18 protein-coding genes and 1 pseudogene are annotated in these 17,377 nt (G+C 64.5%); 4 read left to right on the top strand and 15 right to left on the bottom strand.

Features of this window, described 5'->3' with window-relative positions; translation table 11 throughout:
- The first annotated feature begins 68 nt into the window (after nucleotides 1–68).
- Entirely contained in the window at nucleotides 69–971 is a 903-nt protein-coding gene (locus tag QZZ02_RS11745) for a LysR family transcriptional regulator (RefSeq protein WP_291844668.1), read from the top strand.
- A 31-nt stretch (nucleotides 972–1,002) separates the two neighbouring features.
- Here QZZ02_RS11745 and QZZ02_RS11740 read toward each other — a convergent pair whose 3' ends face one another.
- The 3 genes from QZZ02_RS11740 to guaA form a co-directional block, all read right to left on the bottom strand.
- Entirely contained in the window at nucleotides 1,003–1,242 is a 240-nt protein-coding gene (locus tag QZZ02_RS11740; protein WP_291844667.1) for a hypothetical protein, read from the bottom strand.
- A 104-nt stretch (nucleotides 1,243–1,346) separates the two neighbouring features.
- Nucleotides 1,347–1,556 carry a cold-shock protein gene (locus QZZ02_RS11735; protein WP_075189621.1) on the bottom strand — a complete coding sequence of 70 codons (210 nt, stop codon included), beginning with the start codon at nucleotides 1,554–1,556 and terminating at the stop codon, nucleotides 1,347–1,349.
- A gap of 574 nt (nucleotides 1,557–2,130) precedes the next feature.
- Nucleotides 2,131–3,690: a glutamine-hydrolyzing GMP synthase gene (gene guaA / locus QZZ02_RS11730; protein ID WP_291844664.1), complete on the bottom strand. Its 1,560-nt coding sequence runs from the start codon at nucleotides 3,688–3,690 to the stop codon at nucleotides 2,131–2,133.
- Nucleotides 3,691–3,916: 226 nt separating this feature from the next.
- On the opposite strand from guaA, the gene QZZ02_RS11725 reads away from it, so the two are divergent.
- Both QZZ02_RS11725 and QZZ02_RS11720 read left to right on the top strand, forming a co-directional pair.
- Nucleotides 3,917–4,504 (top strand): YceI family protein, encoded by a 588-nt coding sequence (locus QZZ02_RS11725; RefSeq protein WP_291844663.1) that lies wholly within the window; start codon nucleotides 3,917–3,919, stop codon nucleotides 4,502–4,504.
- Between the two features lie 91 nt (nucleotides 4,505–4,595).
- Entirely contained in the window at nucleotides 4,596–5,654 is a 1,059-nt protein-coding gene (locus QZZ02_RS11720; RefSeq protein ID WP_291844662.1) for an acyltransferase, read from the top strand.
- 69 nt (nucleotides 5,655–5,723) lie between these two features.
- Here QZZ02_RS11720 and QZZ02_RS15080 read toward each other — a convergent pair.
- The 8 genes and pseudogenes from QZZ02_RS15080 to QZZ02_RS11685 all read right to left on the bottom strand — a co-directional run.
- A pseudogene (locus QZZ02_RS15080) lies at nucleotides 5,724–5,801 on the bottom strand (hypothetical protein); the annotation flags it as partial.
- 63 nt (nucleotides 5,802–5,864) lie between these two features.
- Nucleotides 5,865–7,181 carry an RsmB/NOP family class I SAM-dependent RNA methyltransferase gene (locus QZZ02_RS11715; protein ID WP_291844661.1) on the bottom strand — a complete coding sequence of 439 codons (1,317 nt, stop codon included), beginning with the start codon at nucleotides 7,179–7,181 and terminating at the stop codon, nucleotides 5,865–5,867.
- A 39-nt stretch (nucleotides 7,182–7,220) separates the two neighbouring features.
- The gene (locus tag QZZ02_RS11710; protein WP_291844660.1) at nucleotides 7,221–7,589 is read right to left on the bottom strand and encodes a DUF3088 domain-containing protein; all 369 of its coding nucleotides are present in this window, start codon (nucleotides 7,587–7,589) and stop codon (nucleotides 7,221–7,223) included.
- Nucleotides 7,586–8,002 carry an MAPEG family protein gene (locus QZZ02_RS11705; protein ID WP_291844658.1) on the bottom strand — a complete coding sequence of 139 codons (417 nt, stop codon included), beginning with the start codon at nucleotides 8,000–8,002 and terminating at the stop codon, nucleotides 7,586–7,588. The genes QZZ02_RS11710 and QZZ02_RS11705 overlap by 4 nt, the downstream gene beginning before the upstream one ends.
- A 132-nt stretch (nucleotides 8,003–8,134) precedes the next feature.
- Complete coding sequence (gene guaB / locus QZZ02_RS11700) at nucleotides 8,135–9,604, bottom strand: IMP dehydrogenase (protein WP_291844656.1); 1,470 nt, start codon at nucleotides 9,602–9,604, stop codon at nucleotides 8,135–8,137.
- 253 nt (nucleotides 9,605–9,857) lie between these two features.
- Nucleotides 9,858–10,571 carry a DUF4336 domain-containing protein gene (locus QZZ02_RS11695; RefSeq protein ID WP_291844655.1) on the bottom strand — a complete coding sequence of 238 codons (714 nt, stop codon included), beginning with the start codon at nucleotides 10,569–10,571 and terminating at the stop codon, nucleotides 9,858–9,860.
- Nucleotides 10,572–10,730: 159 nt separating this feature from the next.
- Nucleotides 10,731–11,543 carry an RlmE family RNA methyltransferase gene (locus QZZ02_RS11690; protein ID WP_291844654.1) on the bottom strand — a complete coding sequence of 271 codons (813 nt, stop codon included), beginning with the start codon at nucleotides 11,541–11,543 and terminating at the stop codon, nucleotides 10,731–10,733.
- The gene (locus tag QZZ02_RS11685; RefSeq protein ID WP_291844653.1) at nucleotides 11,540–12,583 is read right to left on the bottom strand and encodes a Ppx/GppA phosphatase family protein; all 1,044 of its coding nucleotides are present in this window, start codon (nucleotides 12,581–12,583) and stop codon (nucleotides 11,540–11,542) included. The genes QZZ02_RS11690 and QZZ02_RS11685 overlap by 4 nt, the downstream gene beginning before the upstream one ends.
- Nucleotides 12,584–12,888: 305 nt before the next feature.
- Between QZZ02_RS11685 and hspQ the strand changes: the two genes are divergently transcribed.
- Nucleotides 12,889–13,224, top strand: a complete 336-nt coding sequence (gene hspQ, locus QZZ02_RS11680; protein WP_291844652.1) for a heat shock protein HspQ — start codon at nucleotides 12,889–12,891, stop codon at nucleotides 13,222–13,224.
- A 7-nt stretch (nucleotides 13,225–13,231) separates the two neighbouring features.
- On the opposite strand, the gene QZZ02_RS11675 is transcribed toward hspQ, so the two are convergent.
- From QZZ02_RS11675 to QZZ02_RS11660, 4 genes are all read right to left on the bottom strand, one after another.
- Nucleotides 13,232–14,782 carry a class I adenylate-forming enzyme family protein gene (locus QZZ02_RS11675; protein ID WP_291844651.1) on the bottom strand — a complete coding sequence of 517 codons (1,551 nt, stop codon included), beginning with the start codon at nucleotides 14,780–14,782 and terminating at the stop codon, nucleotides 13,232–13,234.
- Between the two features lie 113 nt (nucleotides 14,783–14,895).
- A complete protein-coding gene (locus tag QZZ02_RS11670) occupies nucleotides 14,896–15,903 on the bottom strand; it encodes a fumarylacetoacetate hydrolase family protein (RefSeq protein ID WP_291844649.1) in 1,008 nt (335 codons plus the stop codon).
- Between the two features lie 97 nt (nucleotides 15,904–16,000).
- Nucleotides 16,001–16,630, bottom strand: a complete 630-nt coding sequence (locus QZZ02_RS11665; protein WP_291844647.1) for a carbonic anhydrase — start codon at nucleotides 16,628–16,630, stop codon at nucleotides 16,001–16,003.
- A gap of 192 nt (nucleotides 16,631–16,822) precedes the next feature.
- The gene (locus tag QZZ02_RS11660; protein WP_291844646.1) at nucleotides 16,823–17,242 is read right to left on the bottom strand and encodes a hypothetical protein; all 420 of its coding nucleotides are present in this window, start codon (nucleotides 17,240–17,242) and stop codon (nucleotides 16,823–16,825) included.
- Nucleotides 17,243–17,377: the final 135 nt, after the last annotated feature.

Here is a 17,377-nt window from a genome sequence, read left to right as displayed (position 1 = left end):
ATAGCCATTCCATTGAAATTGATAATAACCTAGATTTGGGAAATTCTATTCCATAAAACGGAACAGTCATGGACCGTCTGAAAGCCATGTCGATCATCGTGAACGTGGTCGAGAAGGGCAGTTTCTCTGCGGCCAGCCGGGCGCTCGGAATCCCCCTGGCCACCGTCAGCCGCCAGGTTACGGAGCTGGAAGCGCATCTGGGCACACGCCTGATGACCCGCACGACGCGCAAACTCACCCTCACCGATGCCGGCGAGGCCTACATCGCATCGGCGCGCCGGATCCTGGACCAGGTTGACGCCGCCGAACGCGCGGCAGCCGGCGAGTTCCACACGCCGCGCGGCGAGCTCATGATCACGGCACCGGTCTCGTTCGGACGCTTGCAGGTCCTGCCAGTGATCCAGGACTTTCTGGCGGCCTATCCGCAGATCAATGTTCGCCTGGCCCTGTCGGACCGGAACCTTCACCTGTTGGATGAGCATATCGACATGGCCGTTCGCATCGGCCCGCTGCCTGACAGCACCATGATCGCCAGTCCGGTGGGATCGGTTCGCATGGTCGTGGCGGCAAGCCCGGATCTGCTGGCATCTTGCGGGACGCCCGGAACGCCGCGCGATCTGGACAGGCTGCCCGGCGTGCATTTCGACATCCTGTCGCCCGCCGGGCGATGGAGCTTTACCGGTCCCGACGGCAAACCTGTCGAAGCCGCCCCGCGCGCGCGGCTCACCGTGTCGACGGCGGATGCAGCCGTATCCGCTGCGCGTGACGGGATCGGCGTGACGCGGGTGCTGGGTTATCAGTGCGCGGATGCCGTGCGCGACGGGTCCATGCGCATCCTGCTGGAGGATTACGAGCCGACTCCCCTGCCCGTGCATCTTCTCCACGCCGGACGCGGGGCGATGCCGGGCAAGATGCGGGTCTTCCTCGACTTCGCGAAGACCCGGCTCCGCGAGCGCCTGGCCGCCCTGTGAGCGTTCAGCCAACGGCGCCGGCGGCGCGAACCTAGGACTGGTTGGCGAATTTCGGAGGTCTGGCGCGCGGCTTCTTCGGCGCGGCCGGCTTGGCTGCCGCGGCGGCCTTGGCTTCCATGGCGAGGCGGGCCTCGCGCAGGGATTTCAGCTGGGCCGAACGCTCAACGGCTTCTTCATCAAGCAGGGACCGGACGGTGCTGTCGGTAATCTCGGCGCGGGACTGGGCCGTTTTCGGCGTGGTCCGCAAGAGGTCAGCATAAGGCGTGGTCATGGGCGGTCTCCGGATGTTGGTCGAAAAACAAAGAGGCCGGGCGATCGCCCGGCCTCTTCAATTGCGTCACCGGTCGCGCTGGGCGCCGGCAAGAATCTCAGGCCTTAGACGGTCTGAAGATTCTCGGCAGCATTCTTGCCAGAGCGCTTGTCCTGGACGACTTCAAAGGTCAGCTTTTGACCTTCGCTGATCGTCGACAGGCCCGAACGCTCGACAGCAGAGATGTGCACGAACACGTCGGTCGAGCCATCATCCGGCTGAATGAAGCCAAAACCTTTGGAAGTATTGAAGAACTTAACGGTACCAGTAGCCATGACGAGATCCTTATCAATCAGTCACATTTGGGTGGGCCCCGCCGACCGCGTGTCGACGGATGCCCGAAGTGTCGAAATTTGAAAGGGAAGAGCGTCAGGAAGGCGACAAGTCGCGCCCGGAAGATTCGGCAATCAAGTTCGAGTGCGCTCTATATGACGGGTGTCGGGGAATTTGGCAAGGCAAATCGTTTCCAGTGCGGGTCCGGCCTTCCCTCATTTGAGCGGGTGACGCCCCGGGAGGAAGGTGGGACAGTGCGTGTGCCCGGCCGAGATGCCGCGCAAAGCGCGTCACCCCTCCCCGCGATGTGGTGAGGAAAGACGCCAAGCGTGGACCTTCGCCCCACACCATTTTTCCCGGAAGCGCGTCAGCGCTATCCGGGACCAACCGGAAACACAGCGCTTCTAGTCGGGATCGGTCGGTCCCGGGTCTTCGCCCGGGAAAAATGGATCTTGTAATTGCAAGGCTGGCATCTTGCGTCGAGAGTGGGCGCACGGGCGCACGCCCCGCCATATATTCCTTGCCGGGAGGTCGCCGTATCCGCGCGGGGCGCGGTTTGCGATGTGCAGGAACTCCCTATTCCCACTCAATCGTCCCCGGCGGCTTGGACGTCACATCATAGACGACCCGGTTTACGCCGCGGACTTCATTGATGATGCGTGTCGCAACCCGGCCGAGGAAGTCGTGATCATAGGGATAATAGTCGGCCGTCATGCCGTCGACCGAGGTCACGGCGCGCAGGGCGAGGACGGCGTCATAGGTGCGTACATCGCCCATCACGCCCACGGTGTTCACCGGCAAGAGGACCGAGAAGGCCTGCCAGATCTTGTCATAGAGGCCGGCTTTCTTGATTTCCTCGATATAGATCGCATCGGCCTTGCGCAGGATGTCGGCCTTTTCCTTGGAGACGGCGCCGGGGATGCGGATGGCCAGGCCCGGTCCCGGGAAGGGATGGCGTCCGACAAAGGCGTCCGGCAGGCCGAGCTCACGGCCAAGCGCGCGGACCTCGTCCTTGAACAGCTCGCGCAACGGCTCGACCAGCTGCATCTTCATGCGCGCCGGCAGGCCGCCGACATTGTGGTGCGACTTGATGGTGACCGAGGGTCCGCCATCAAAGCTGACGCTTTCGATCACGTCCGGATAGAGCGTGCCCTGGGCGAGGAAGTCGGCGCCGCCGGCCTCCCTGGCCTTCTCGTCAAACACATCGATGAAGAGGCTGCCGATGATCTTGCGCTTCTGCTCCGGGTCATCCACGCCTTCCAGCGCCGTGAGGAAGAGATCCTCGGCTTCGGCATGGACGAGCGGGATATTGTAGTGCTCGCGGAACAGGGTGACGACCTCGTCGGCCTCGCCCTGGCGCATCAGGCCGGTATCGACGAAGACGCAGACCAGCTGGTCACCGATCGCCTCGTGCAGCAGCACGGCCGCGACCGAGCTGTCGACACCGCCCGAAAGACCGCACAGGACCCGCTTGTCGCCGACCTGTTCGCGGATCTTGGCGATCGCCTCATCCTTGAAATTGGCCATCGACCAGTCACCGCTGAGACCGGCGATCTGGTGGGTGAAGTTGTGCAGCAGGGCGGCACCGCGCGGCGTGTGCACGACTTCCGGATGGAATTGCACACCGTAGAATTTGCGATCCTCGTCGGCGATGGCCGCAAACGGCGCATTGCCCGACTTGGCGATGACCTTGAAACCCTCCGGCAGCGCCGCGACGCGATCGCCATGGCTCATCCAGACGCGTTCCTCATGACCGATCGGTCCGAAACCGGCAAACAGCGGACTGTCTTCGGTGATCGTGATGTCAGCCCGGCCGAATTCACGCTCTTCCGAGGCCTCGACCCGGCCGCCGAGCTGGGCGCACATGGTCTGCTCGCCATAGCAGATCCCGAGAACGGGAATGCCGCGGGTAAAGACCGAAGCGTCGGCGCGCGGGGAATTGTCCCAATGGGTGGAGTGCGGCGAGCCCGACAGGATGATCGCCTTGGGATCATAGGCATCGATGAAGGCGGCGTCGGCGCGGTTATAGGGATGGATTTCGCAGAACACGCCGCTCTCGCGGACGCGGCGGGCGATGAGCTGGGTCACCTGGCTGCCGAAATCGATGATGAGGAGTTTGTCGTGTTGGTCGGTCATGCGCGATCGCACCCGCGCGCGCGGGTGTCCCAAGGGTCGAATTGTGGGGAGATGGCAGAAACATCTGTCAGCATGCGGCCCGATAGCGCGAGTCAGCCCGCTTGACCAGCCCCGGCATCGCCCCCGCCTGCGCTTTGGCGGTTTTTGCGTGAATTTCTTGCGCCGGACTTGAACCGCGCGCCGAGGACGCGCAGGTAGGGGCGAGCCGCCGCCCAGGAATACCGTCATGCGCCTGCCCGTCATTGCCGTCCTCGCCGCCGCACTCGCTGCCTGTTCCCAGCCGGTGACCGGCGCAGACTGGCAACTCGATGCCGCGGCGTCACATCTCGACTTCGTCTCGATCAAGGCTGGCGATGTCGCCGAAGGCCACAGTTTTACCGGTCTCAGCGGATCGGTTGAGGCCGGCGGCCTGGCGGTTCTCATCATCGATCTCGACACCGTCGAAACCGGGATCGAGATCCGCAATGAACGCATGCGCGAACATTTCTTCCAGACTGCGGACTTCCCGCAGGCCCGCGTGACGACCACCCTCGACCTCGCCGCCCTCGCAGACCTCGAAGTCGGCGAGCGTCGCCCGCTGGCGCTGGACGCCGTGCTCGATCTGCACGGCGTCTCGGTCAATCTGGAGGCCGAGGTCATGGTCACCGATATCGATGGCCGCAATGTGCTGGTTGAAAGTCGCGGCCCGGTCCTGCTTCACACGGATGATTTCGGCTTCGCTGACGGGCTTGCGACACTGCAGGAGCTGGCAAACCTGCCCTCGATCACTCCGGTCGCGCCAGTCACTTTCTCGCTTGTCTTCACACGCGGCTGACGATCCCGCTTGGCGAGACCCGTCAGCGCGGGCCAACCTTGCGCGCACTTCACCGGTCGCGCCATGATCGGCCCGCCTGACCGGAGATTCGATGCCGATCCCTCGCCCCCATGCCGAAATCATCGAGCTGCAATACCTGCGGGCGATTGCCGTTCTGATGGTTGTGGGCGGGCACCTGCACCAGGCCGGGGCCCGCTTTGTCGGCGCTGATCTGGTCGGGCAGGCCGGTTTCGTCGGCTTTGCCGGTGTCGACGTCTTTTTCGTCATCTCCGGCTTCATCATCCACACGCTCTACCGGCAGGCCAAGGGACCTTCACTGTCCTTCGCACTGAAGCGGCTCAACCGGATATTCCCGCTCTACTGGATCTTCACCGCCGTAACCTTTGCCGGATACCTGGTGATCAGCGAGCAGATGGGTTCCGCCGACCGGTCAATCGAATGGCTGACAACCTTGACCCTCCTGCCGACCGGCCACCCGCCGCTGCTAATGGTTGGCTGGACGCTCACTCATGAGCTCTATTTCTACCTCGTCTATGGACTTGCGCTCTTCCTGCCGCGCCGCTGGCGAATTGGTGCGGCCGCCCTGTGGGCGACCCTTACCCTCTTATCGGTTGGCGACGTCATTCACCCCGACCAGCCCTGGGCAGTCCTGGCGCTCAGCGGCTTCAATCTGCAATTCCTCGCCGGCGTGATTCTGGCGGAGTTCCGTGACCGGCTGCCGCGTCTGCGCGGCGCATCCAGTGCCGTTGCCCTGCTCGGCCTGGCTTTGGCAATCGGCTGGACTTCGATCTCTGGCATTGACGGACTCTCCCATGCCGACACACGAGCGATCATCTTCGCGCCAATGGCCATTGGCGTCGTCTGGGCCGTGCTGGCCTGGCAGCCGCGTTGGCCCCGTGCGCTGGCGGCGATCGGCGACTGGTCCTACGCCATCTATCTTGGCCATCTGCTTGTTATCGGTGTTCTGGCGCGGCTTCTGCCCGGTCTCATCCCGGGCACGCTGCCAGCCCTGCTGGTGCTTTATGCGACCGGACTGGGCGCCAGTATCCTCCTGGGCGCCTTGACACACCGGCTGGTCGAACAGCCCCTGCTTGTCGCGGGAAAGGCACTGATCGCCCGTGTAAGCCCCCGCCAGAAACCGGACCGTTGAAGACCGAGACCAGAGCCAGCACCAGGGCCGCGGTGAGCGCGCTGGCGGACCGACGCCTCGTATTTGGCCGGTCTCGATGGAGATCAGGGCCGCTTGTTCCTGACAAGCGGCATGACTATGCGGCGGCGGATGATCGCCGAACCACATCCGGATCGTGATCGCGAAGAAAACCGAGACAATGGGCGTGCCACAGGCTGGCCCGGACCGCCGTCAGCCCTCCGTTCGCTCCATCACGCAGATATAGAACCCGTCCGTATCGGTCCGGCCCGGCGAGAGCTGGAGGGCGCCGTGTTCGGTCACGCAGGGTTCGAGCAGGGCTTCCGCGCCCTCGCCCAGACCGCCGGACTGGATCAGGACATCCATGACGGGGACCGGCCGGAACCCCTCGACCTTGTCGAGGAAGGCGTTGACCCGGTCACCGTTTTCCTCCGGCAGGACGGAGCAGGTGATGTAGACGAGGCGGCCGCCCGGCTTCACATAGCGATGGCCGCGCTCCAGCACGATGTCCTGTTCGGCCATGCGCTTTTGCAGGGAGACCGGCTTGAGACGCCATTTGGCGTCCGGACGACGGCGCCAGGTGCCGGTTCCGGTGCAGGGCGCGTCGCAAAAAACCACATCCATTTTCTCAACGAAATCGCCCAAGGCCTTGTCTTCGCTATCGTCATGGACCTGGACATTGCGCACATCGGCGCGCTTGAGGCGTGGCCAGATGGCGCGCAGGCGGCGCCAGTCGATATCCCAGGCATGGACCTGTCCGGTATTGTGCAGGAGGGCCGACAGGGCCAGCGTCTTGCCACCGGCACCGGCGCAATAATCCAGTATTTGCTGGCCTGCCCGGGCGCCCGAGGCGAGCGCTGCCAGCTGGGACCCGATATCCTGGACCTCGACCCAGCCCTTGCCATAGGCGGGAATGCTCTCGGCGGCGGCCGCCTTGCCGCGCGGGTCGCGCTGCGGAATCCGAATACCCGAGCGAACCAAGGGGCTATTCTCGGCCGCTTTCAGTTTCGACGATACCTCCTTGAAAGCACGGTCAAAATCGACCTTCGCTTCATTCACCCTGAGATCAACCGGCGCCCGTGATGAGAGCTTGCGACCCTCCTCGGCCGCCGCCTCGCCGAAGGCCCGGATCAGGCTTTCTTCCAGCCATTCCGGCACATCGCCGCGAATGTGCAGCGGCGCGTCGGAAATATCGCGAACGAGCCCCGCGCGCTCGCCATCGGTGAGCTTTTCCGGAGCGTGATCATCGCCCTCGAACATGGCGTCGATGGCATCCGCCTCGATGCCCCAGACCCGGCCGACCGTGCCGATCGCCAGGGCCCGGGCATTGCCCTCTTCCATCGCGTAGGCGGTGGAGGCCTGGTGACGCAGCGCGTCGAGCACCAGCCCGCCGATCCAGGCGCGGTCACCGGATCCGGCAAAACGGTGCGCCTTGCCCCAGTCGCGCACCGCATCCTTCACCGGCTGGTGCTGGGTCTGGAGCGTGTCGAGAATCTCGATGGCTGCGGCAATGCGTGCGCCGTCTCTCATGTCGGATATCCGTCTTGTAAGGGCGCACTCGGGCGCGGTTTATTTCGGCTGGGCGCCGGTATAGCACGCCGCCAGCTGGCGGCAGATGGCCTTGGGGTCGGTATAGAGGCGGCGTCCATTGAGGACCGCTTCCGGCGCGACATGGGCCACCGTGTCCTCAGCGAGCACCAGCGTCGGTGCGTTCTGGTGATCGGCGTCCAGCAGGGCGACAATCGGCGCGCGCGGGCGGGCATATTCCACCCGCACCAGCGTCACCGCATCCACCCAGTGCGGATTGACCTTGAGGGCGCCCTCGATGGTGCAGCAATCGGCGCACAGCCAGGGACCGCCATCGGCATCATCCCAGGCACCGGTGAGCAGGAATAGGACATCCTGCCCCGTCTCGATCGCGGGTTGTTCAGCCATCATCGCGTGAACACTCCGATCGCCAGCACGGCCCAGAAGCCCAACAGCACGAAGACGCCAGCCGCAAAGGCGTAGAAGCGAAGGCGCAGATTGTTGGAGGTGCAATGGATGAAAGCGTGCAGGAGGCGCAGCGCGACCCAGATCCAGGCCAGGGCCAGCAGGACCGGACCGGACAGCTGCAGCATGATGGCCAGGATGACACCGACGAAAAAGAGCGTCGGCGTTTCCATCTGGTTCTGGAAGGCGTTGGAGACCTGCTGGACCTGTTTCGGCCAGGCCCGCTGGCCCAGCACGATATCGGACGGCTTCACCTTGCCGGAGGCCACGGCGCCGGTGCGCATCAGCGCATTGGCGAACAACAGGGCAAAGGTCAAAGCAACCTGCACCAGCAGCGGATAGATCAGGGCATCAGTCATCGTGTTGTCTCCCCCGGGGGCAAAATGGATGACGGCGGGGTAGCCACCCCGCCGCACACCGGCAATCTCCGCCCGGGCATGGCCTCCATACGGTGATGGTGCTTGCCCTCCGCCGGATCCCGCGCCTGGGGATCAGCTGGTGGTCGGATAGTTCGGCGCCTCTCGCGTGATCTTTACGTCATGGACATGGCTTTCGCGCAGGCCGGCATTGGTGATGCGCACGAATTGCGCCCGCTCATGCAGGTCGGCAATGGTGCGCGAACCGGTATAGCCCATGGCAGCGCGCAAACCGCCGACCATCTGGTGCAGGATCGGACCGACCGGGCCCTTGTAGGGCACCTGGCCTTCAATGCCTTCCGGCACCAGCTTCATGCGCTCGGTATCCTTCTGGAAATAGCGGTCGGCGGAGCCTGCCGCCATGGCGCCCAGCGAGCCCATGCCGCGATAGGATTTGTAGGAGCGGCCCTGGTAGAGAAAGACCTCGCCCGGCGCTTCCTCGGTCCCGGCGAGAAGCGAGCCGACCATGACGCAATGGGCGCCGGCGGCGATCGCCTTGGCCATGTCGCCGGAGAATTTGATCCCGCCATCGGCGATGATGCAGGCATCCGTGCCTTCCGCAGCGCGGCGGGCATCCATGATCGCGGTCAGCTGCGGCACGCCGACACCGGCGACGATGCGGGTGGTGCAGATCGAGCCCGGCCCGATGCCAACCTTGACGCAATCGGCACCCGCCTCGATCAGCGCCTTGGCGCCGTCATAGGTGGCGACATTGCCGGCCACGACGCGCGCCAGGCTGGACGCCTTCTTCACGCGGGTGACCTGGTCGAGCACGGATCTGGACTGGCCGTGCGCCGTGTCGATCACGACGACATCGACACCGGCATCGATCAGCGCCTCGGCGCGCTCGAACCCGCTATCCCCGACCGTGGTCGCAGCCGCACAGCGCAGCGCGCCCTGGGCGTCCTTGGCGGCATTGGGGAAGGCCTGCGCCTTTTCCATGTCCTTGACGGTGATCAGGCCGATGCAGCGGCCTTCATCGTCGACGACCAGCAGTCGCTCGATGCGATGCTTGTGCAGCTTGGCGCGGGCTTCGTCCTGCGAGGCGCCGACCTTCACGGTGACAACCTCACGCGTCATCAGATTGCCGACCTTCTCGTTGGGATCATCGGCAAAGCGGACATCGCGATTGGTGATGATGCCGACCAGCTTGCCCGGTCGTGACGGCGTGGCGCCCTCGACCACGGGAATGCCGGAGATGCGATGCTGGGCGATCAGGGCGCGCAGATCGGCAAGCGTCGCTTCCGGCGAGATTGTCACCGGATTGACCACCATGCCGCTCTCATAGCGCTTTACCCGCCGCACTTCCTCGGCCTGTTCGGCAATGGTGAGATTGCGGTGGATGACCGCAAGGCCGCCAGCCTGGGCCATGGCGATCGCCATGCCGCTCTCGGACACGGTGTCCATGGCGGCGGCGAGCATCGGAATCTTCAACGCGACATCGCTGGCCACACGCGTGGAAACATCGGCATCGGCGGGAAGGACTTCGGACGGACCCGGTTGCAAGAGCACGTCATCGAAGGTGAGACCTTCGCGAATCTCCATGGGAGACTCCTCTAAGCTGCTTGCGGCGCGGCAATAGAATGGATTCGAGCGTGTGGCAAGGGAGGTCTGCGGGCGGCCGCTGAAATGTCGCGTTGTGGAGGTGTTCAATGGACCCGAACGCATGAAGCGCTGAACAACGCGTCTTCGAACGCGCGCGGCGCAGCAATCGCCATAATTTGCTTGTCAGCGAGCAAGCAAACAATGGGGCAGTCCGCGCGCTGTGGCGCCTGACATCAAGACACCCGCCCCAGCCTCACCGCAACCAGGCAAAGGCCCGCTTGAGAAAAGCGTGTGCATCGTCCCGCACCGGCGCACCATGGGCGAACAGGACGGTTCTGGCCGGCCAGGCGAGGACACGGTCGATGACGACTCGCGCTGCCCGTCGATCACGGAAGGCGAGACGGAACTTGCCGGGGACGGCCGGCTCCTCCCCGGTCATCCGGTCCCAGCGGGCGACCCAGCGACGCCAGCCGGAATACCAGTTATCCGGCAAGTGCTGGATCAGGTCGGTAAAGATCACCGTGCCGCTGGCCCGGTGGAAGAAGACGACTTCAGTGGTGATGCGGTTACCGGGCACGACGAGCTGATCGATCTGGCCGGCCCAGGCCGGATCGGCGGTGTCGGTCAGCACGCGGTCGAATTCAAGATCGGGGAGCCGGGCGGCCATCCCCGGCGCGCCGTGCAGGCACGCAGCCGGATAGGCAGACTGCCAGTCGGCCAGGGCGAGATGGTGCAGGCTGTTGGGTGCCACGATATGGGCGACCCGTCCGAGCGCATCGATCTCGCGCTTGCAGGCTTCATTCAGCGCTACCGGTGACCAGACCCACAGACTGTCATCATCAAGACGGATGACGACCATCCTTGTGGGGTAGTGGAACCCGGCGACACCCGTGACGACATCACCGGACGCGGTCCAGATACCGTCTGAAAGGCGTTGCAGCGCCGAACTGTCCGGGCGGGTGTCCATGAGATCACGCTAGGCACCGCGCGAGCTGCGGGCAAGGCGGGGCGAACACGCGCCAGCCTCTCGCCGCATTTGCGCCTGCAAATGACCTTCCCGTCGCAATGGGCGCCCATGGCGTCCCGATGTCGATCCAGCGGACGGAGGACAGGGCGGGCTGAGACCCTACCCCTTGAACCCCATCGCGACCACAAAGGTCTCGGCGCTTTCCGAGCGGCTGGCGTCCGGCTTGAAGTGGCGGACCTTCTCGAAATTGGCCTTGAGCAGGTTCAAGAGCTCGCCATCAGAGCCGCCCTGGAAGACCTTGGCGATGAAGAAGCCGCCGGGCTTCAAGGTCTCGACCGCAAAATGGGCCGCCATTTCAGCCAGGGCAACGATGCGCAAATGGTCCGTGCTCTTGTGGCCGGTCGTCCACGGGGCAAGATCGGAGATGACCGCGTCGGCAGCGCCGCCCATTTCGGCTTTTACCAGGGCGGGCGCGTCTTCCTCGGTGAAATCCTTTTGCAGCAGGGTCGCGCCGGCGATGGCCTCGATTTCCAGCAGGTCGATACCGACCACTTCCGAGGCGCCGGCCTTCAGCGCCACCTGCACCCAGCCGCCCGGCGCCGAGCCGAGATCGACCACGCGCATGCCCGGCCTGAGGAGTTTGAAACGCTCATCCAGCTGCAGCAGCTTGTAGGCCGCGCGCGAGCGATAGCCCTCCATCTGGGCTTTCTTCACATAGGGATCATTGAGCTGCCGCTGCAGCCAGCGCGTGGACGAGGTCTTGCGGCCGCGGGCCGTCTTGACCCGTTCGAACATCTGCTTGGCGGCGCGCGCGTCACCGCCCTTCTTCATCGGGCCGGAGACACGGCGGCGACGCTTGTCGCTGCTGCCCCAACCGGGGATTTCGCCATCACCATCGCCGCCAGCGCCCTCACCCGACGGCTCGCCATTGGGGGTCTGATCGTCCGGCGGTGTCTTGTCGTCGTCGCTCATTCGTCCGGTCCCGTGGTCTGCGTCGCCGGGCCAGCTGTCTCGCCCTTGCGGCGACGGCGCCTGCGCTTCTTGGACTTTCGCATCAGATTGAGCAACATGCCTTCGCGCAAGCCCCGGTCACCGACCCGCAGCCGGTCGGCGGGCCAGAGCTCGGCGACGGCCTCGTAAATGGCACAGCCGGCGAGCACCAGCTCGGCCCGGTCGGCACCGATCGTGGGCTCCTGGGAGCGGCCGTGAAAGTCCAGCTCGCGCAAGCGCTTGCAAGCATCCAGCGCCTCCTCGCCGGTCATCCACAGACCATCGACCTTAGAGCGGTCATAGCGCGGCAGACGAAGATGCACACCGGCCATCGAGGTGACGGTGCCCGATGTTCCCACGAGATGGGCGCGACCATCGCGGAACAGCGGCCGCATCGTCTTGGCGCCACGCGGCGTCTTCATCAGATCGCGCGCATAGGTCTTCATCTCCTGGTACCACTCGGCGCGATCCTCGCGCTCGGGGAAACGTTCGGACAGCGTCACAACACCGACGGGCGTCGAGGTCCAGGACTTCATCGGCGGGCGACCGCCACTGTCGCGACCGCCGCGCCGACGCCACTCTGACAGATCAACCCATGACAGTTCGGTCGAGCCACCGCCGATATCGATAACCAGGGCGGCATCCCTGTCCTCGTCGAGCAGGTCGACACAGCCGTGCACGGCAAGGCGGGCCTCTTCCTCGGCGGAAATGAGATCGAAAATGAGCCCGGTCTCGCGCTCGACGCGGTCGAGAAACTCCTGGCCATTGGCCGCCATGCGGCAGGCCTGGGTCGCGATCGAACGATGCTTGACGACATTCTGGCGACGGATCTTGTCGGCGCAGACCTTCAGCGCTTCAACGGCACGGTCCATGGCGTCCTGTGACAAGGCCCCGGAGCCGGTAATCCCCTCGCCCAGCCGCACAACGCGTGAGAAGGCGTCGACCACATGAAAGCTCGCGCCCGAGCGCTGCGCCAGGAGCATGCGGCAATTATTGGTTCCCAGATCGATCGCGCCGTACACGGGAGATGGCGCGCGATTGCGACCTCTCCGCTTGCGTGCGGCGGTGTCCGTGCCCGGAGAGCCCCGGGGCGATGGCTCCGCCATGATATACCTCTTGCCGACCGGCGCGCCGCTTGCGGGTTCGCGGGGCGCGGCTCGAATCGGACTGATCTCGTTGTTGGTTGCAGGATACAAGGAAGCGCCCGACCTGCAAGGATGGGTGACCTATGGCAGCACAGGCCGTAGCTTATTGCTCCAAACGCCCTAAATAGGGGCTGCCGTGCGAGGATGGTCCACGCCGGCAAGTTTGTGTCAGAGTGTTGAGCATGATCGTTCGCAACGCCAAATTCGGACTCGGCGATGTGGTACGCCACCGTCTCTTCCCCTTCCGCGGGGTGGTGGTCGATGTCGATCCGGAGTTCGCCAATACCGAGGAATGGTATGAATCCATCCCGGAAAACGTCCGCCCGTCCAAGGACCAGCCCTTCTACCACCTGCTGGCCGAGAACGAGGACAGCTATTACGGCGCCTATGTGTCAGAGGGCAATCTCCTGCCCGACGCCGAGAACGGGCCGGTCGAGCATCCCCAGATCGCCGAGGCCTTCGAGGGCTTTGACGGGACCCGCTATCAGCTCAAGATGACGCCGGACCAGGCGCACTAGGGTCCGTTTAGGCCCGCGCCCAGCGGTCTTGCAGCTCGCGCTTCAACACCTTGCCAATGGCGCTGCGGGGCAGTTCGGCCATCAGGCGGACCGCACTGATCCGCTGCATCTTGCCCAATTGCGCATTCGCGTAAGCCTTGAGCGCCTCGGGCGTCACTGAACTGCCCGCCACCGGAACAACACAGGCGACGGGCGTCTCGCCCCAATCGACCGAGGGCACGCCGATCACCGCGACATCGGCAACATCGCCATGCGCGCGCAGGATCGCTTCCAGGTCGGCGGGGTAGATATTCATGCCGCCGGAAATGATCATGTCCTTGGCCCGGCCGACAAGGGTGAAGAAGCCGTCCTCGTCGCGTGAGGCCAGGTCGCCGGTGCGGATGAAGCGCTCGCCGTCCGGGCTGTACCATTCCGCCTCGCGGGTCTTTTCCGGCTGACCGTGATAGCCGGTCATCATCGCACCGGACCGGCCGACGACTTCCCCGATCTCGCCGGGCGCGCATTCTTGCCCGCCGGCATTGATGACGCGGATATCGTGTCCCGGCATCGCCTTGCCGACCGTGTGCAGCTTGTCGGGATGCTCGTGGGCGACCAGAACACAGGTGCCGCCGCCTTCCGTCATGCCGTAATATTCGACCAGACCGCCGGGCCAGCGCTTGAGGACGTCCGCCTTCAGCCCGGCCGGGAAGGGCGCCGAGGTACAGAATTTGAGCCGGTAGGCCGACAGGTCGAAACGATCGAACTCCGGGTCGGCGAGGATGCGCTGATACTGCACGGGAACCAGCATGGAATGCGTCGCCCGGTGCTGCTGTGCCAGCTCCAGAAAGCCGCGCGCGTTGAATTTCGGCATCAGGACCAGCGTGCCACCGCCCGCCAGGGTCGGCAGGACGCTGACCAGGGTCGTGTTGGAATAGAGCGGCGTCGAACACAGCGTCACCGCGTCCGGACCGAAGCCGACCGGATCGGTGAGGCTGTGATGTGGCCAGCGCATGCGGTGCGACTGGACGATGCCCTTGGGTGTGCCCGTCGTGCCGGACGAATAGATGATGTTGAAGGCCATGTCCGGCGTGATGGTGACCGGCTCGGGCGTCGCATCGCCCTCACCCAGCCAGTCATCCAGCGCCTCCCCGGCTGCGCCGGGTTCCAGCGCCAGGATGCGGGCCTGCAGCTCGCCGATCTCGGCCGCAAGATGGGCCGAGACGGCGGCATCAAGGCCGACATGGCTGGCATCACAATCCCGGATCATCGCCGCCAGCTGGGCCGGCGTCGCGGAGGGCGAGAGCGGTGAGATCGCCGCGCCGGCGCGCAGCGTGCCGAGAAACAGGCACATGTAATCGATACAACTGGCGGCGCAGACCGCGACCACGCCGCCGGGTTGCACGCCGTCGGCCTGGAGCCGGGCCGTGATGGCGTTGGCGCGGGCGTCGAAGCCGCGATAATCGAGCCGGTCATCACCGCAGCGAAGCGCGTTCCGGTCAGGGAGCGCTGCGGCCTGCATGGCCACCAGGTCGGAGAAGGTCCCGAATGCCTGTTTCACATAGGCCTGAATGGTGGACATGACGCACTCCCCGACAAAATCGGGGGCGAGGTATGCCACCCCGCCCCTCATTATGCGTCTGGAAGACTAGTGATCGTCGATGCGGTATGGAAGCCGTTCATTCAGCCTGACGGTCAGGCCTTGACCACTTCCTGTTCGATCGCGCCGAAGATCGACTTGTTGTCCTTGTCCCTCATCTCGATGCGCACCGTATCGCCATACTGCATGAAGGGCGTCTTGGGCGCGCCGTCATTGATGGTTTCGATCATGCGGATTTCCGCGATGCAGGAATAGCCGACACCGCCCTCGCCGATCGGCTTGCCCGGACCGTCATCGAGCTTGTTGGACACTGTGCCCGAGCCGACGATCGTGCCGGCGGTGACCGGACGTGTCTTGGCGAGGTGGGCGATCAGCTGGCCGAAATCGAAGGTCATGTCGATGCCGCACTCGGCCTTGCCGAAGAGCTCGCCATTATATTTCACCAGCAGTGGCAGGTGCAGCTTCCTGCCGTCCCAGGCCTCGCCCAGCTCGTCCGGCGTCACGGCGACCGGTGAGAAGGCGGTCGGCGGCTTGGACTGGAAGAAACCGAATCCCTTGGCAAGCTCACCGGGAATCAGCCCGCGCAAGGACACGTCATTGACCAGCATGACCAGCCGGATCGTTTTCGCAGCGTCATCGACCGAACAGCCGGCCGGCGCGTCGCCGGTGATGACGGCAATCTCGCCTTCCATGTCACAGCCCCAGGCCGTATCGCCCAGCGGGATGTCCGCGCGCGGCGCGAGGAAGGCATCGGACCCGCCCTGATACATCAGTGGATCGGTCCAGAAGGTGGCCGGCATCTCGGCATTGCGGGCCTTGCGGACCAGTTCGACGTGATTGACGTAGGCCGATCCGTCCGCCCACTGATAGGCACGCGGCAGCGGTGACAGGGCTTCGCGCTCGTGGAAGCGCTCGCGCGGGATGGTCTCGCGCTCAAGCTCGTCGGACAGCGAACGCAAGGCTGGCTCGCAGCGCTCCCAGTCATCGAGCGCCGCCTGCAAGGTCGGGGCAACCTGATGCGCGTCGGCACACCAGGCGAGGTCCCGGGACACCACGACGAGGCGTCCATCGCGGCTATCTGATTTGAGTGTTGCGAGTTTCATCCGGTTTTCCCTGTTGCTTGTAAGTGGTTCCGGTCCGTTCCCGACCGGTTGATCAGCGCGTTATGGCGAGCCTGACGACTGTTCCGACCGGTTCAGGCTAAACCGGATGGAATTCGCCGTCTGCCCCCATCCATTCCAGTATCCCGTCATGAATCGAGAAGCGCGCGCCGTGCAATTGCAGCCCGCGCGTGGCGATGGCCTGCTCGACGAAGGGGAATTGATGCAGCCGCTCGATCGAGTGGCGAATGGAATTGAGTTCGAGCGCATCGCACAATTGTTCGGTATCGGCGTCGGCATGGACCGCATGGACTTCGGCGCGGGCCGGCTCGAGCGGTTCGAGCCAGGGTCCCAAATACTTGAAGGACAGTGTGTCGAGGCCGGCGACGCTGGCGGCCACGCCGCCGCACTGCCCGTGCCCCATCACCACGATATGCTCGACACCCAACGCGCTGACCGCAAACTCGATTGCGGCGGAGACACCGTGGCGCCCACCGTCATCATCGCGCGGCGGCACCAGATTGGCGACATTGCGGACCACGAAGAGGTCGCCAGGGCGGGCACTGAAGACGACCGCCGGATCCACACGACTGTCCGAGCAGGCAATGATCAGCGTGTGCGGGTTCTGGCCCTTGGCGAGCTCGGCATAGTGGCTGCGCTGCGTCTTGTACGCCTCGCGGCGAAAATCACGATAGCCGTCCAGCAATGGTTTGGGCGGGAGGATCGTCATGGCGTGTCCCCTGCGTCGACCGGGCCAGACCCCGATACTCACATCGATACCGCCGTTCTAGTTGCAAGCGAAACCATTTAGAAGCCTGCGACAGCAGCCGCGCTGGCCCGCACCTCCGCGCCTAAAAAAGCGGCCGGAGCACAACACGCCCCGGCCGCCAGTCTGTGCAGCTTACAAACCAGTCTGGGAGGATCAGCTTGCTGTCATGCACGTGACAAGTGCGAGATTCGCCATCACTTCGTCCTCGCCGGGCGAGGCCGCTTCGGCAGCCCGGAAATCCGCGGCCGCAGAGTCATGATTGCCGGCCAGCCAATGTGCTGCCCCGCGATTGTTGAGCGCGCGCCAGGCAGCGTCATTCAACGCGAGCGCCGAATTGCAGGCCGAGACGGCCGCTTCGAATTCACCGGAGCCGGCATAACCGGCGCACAGGTTCGAATAGGCCGCGATCTTGTTGCGCGACGAAAGGCCGGTTTCGACGACACCTTCGCCAATATGCACGGCATCAGCCCATTCACCGCGCTCGACCGCGTTGTACTGGGCCCGAACCGCGCCATTCGCGGTCCGGTGACCGGCGAGTTCCGGTGCGGCTTCGCAGGATTGCGCAAATGACATGGGAGAAACTGCAACAGCGAGGGTTGCAGCGAGCAGGATTGAACGCACGATCATTGCCTCCGATACGAGCGATGCGGTGAACACTGTTTATATTTAGAACGAAGTTCCGCGAATGGAATTGACGATATCATCATC

The organism is Maricaulis sp. (assembly GCF_015665295.1).
Classification (GTDB): Bacteria; Pseudomonadota; Alphaproteobacteria; order Caulobacterales; family Maricaulaceae; genus Maricaulis.
The sequence above is the reverse complement of the archived record's forward strand: the minus strand, read 5'-3'. Positions and strand labels throughout refer to the sequence as shown.

Bases quoted from the DNA above. Each gene is read 5' to 3' on its own strand.
- QZZ02_RS11745 (WP_291844668.1), top strand. From the start codon at position 69: ATGGACCGTCTGAAAGCCATGTCGATCATCGTGAACGTGGTCGAGAAG.
- QZZ02_RS11740 (WP_291844667.1), bottom strand. From the start codon at position 1,242: ATGACCACGCCTTATGCTGACCTCTTGCGGACCACGCCGAAAACGGCC.
- QZZ02_RS11735 (WP_075189621.1), bottom strand. From the start codon at position 1,556: ATGGCTACTGGTACCGTTAAGTTCTTCAATACTTCCAAAGGTTTTGGC.
- guaA (WP_291844664.1), bottom strand. From the start codon at position 3,690: ATGACCGACCAACACGACAAACTCCTCATCATCGATTTCGGCAGCCAG.
- QZZ02_RS11725 (WP_291844663.1), top strand. From the start codon at position 3,917: ATGCGCCTGCCCGTCATTGCCGTCCTCGCCGCCGCACTCGCTGCCTGT.
- QZZ02_RS11720 (WP_291844662.1), top strand. From the start codon at position 4,596: ATGCCGATCCCTCGCCCCCATGCCGAAATCATCGAGCTGCAATACCTG.
- QZZ02_RS11715 (WP_291844661.1), bottom strand. From the start codon at position 7,181: ATGAGAGACGGCGCACGCATTGCCGCAGCCATCGAGATTCTCGACACG.
- QZZ02_RS11710 (WP_291844660.1), bottom strand. From the start codon at position 7,589: ATGATGGCTGAACAACCCGCGATCGAGACGGGGCAGGATGTCCTATTC.
- QZZ02_RS11705 (WP_291844658.1), bottom strand. From the start codon at position 8,002: ATGACTGATGCCCTGATCTATCCGCTGCTGGTGCAGGTTGCTTTGACC.
- guaB (WP_291844656.1), bottom strand. From the start codon at position 9,604: ATGGAGATTCGCGAAGGTCTCACCTTCGATGACGTGCTCTTGCAACCG.
- QZZ02_RS11695 (WP_291844655.1), bottom strand. From the start codon at position 10,571: ATGGACACCCGCCCGGACAGTTCGGCGCTGCAACGCCTTTCAGACGGT.
- QZZ02_RS11690 (WP_291844654.1), bottom strand. From the start codon at position 11,543: ATGAGCGACGACGACAAGACACCGCCGGACGATCAGACCCCCAATGGC.
- hspQ (WP_291844652.1), top strand. From the start codon at position 12,889: ATGATCGTTCGCAACGCCAAATTCGGACTCGGCGATGTGGTACGCCAC.
- QZZ02_RS11675 (WP_291844651.1), bottom strand. From the start codon at position 14,782: ATGTCCACCATTCAGGCCTATGTGAAACAGGCATTCGGGACCTTCTCC.
- QZZ02_RS11670 (WP_291844649.1), bottom strand. From the start codon at position 15,903: ATGAAACTCGCAACACTCAAATCAGATAGCCGCGATGGACGCCTCGTC.
- QZZ02_RS11665 (WP_291844647.1), bottom strand. From the start codon at position 16,630: ATGACGATCCTCCCGCCCAAACCATTGCTGGACGGCTATCGTGATTTT.
- QZZ02_RS11660 (WP_291844646.1), bottom strand. From the start codon at position 17,242: ATGTCATTTGCGCAATCCTGCGAAGCCGCACCGGAACTCGCCGGTCAC.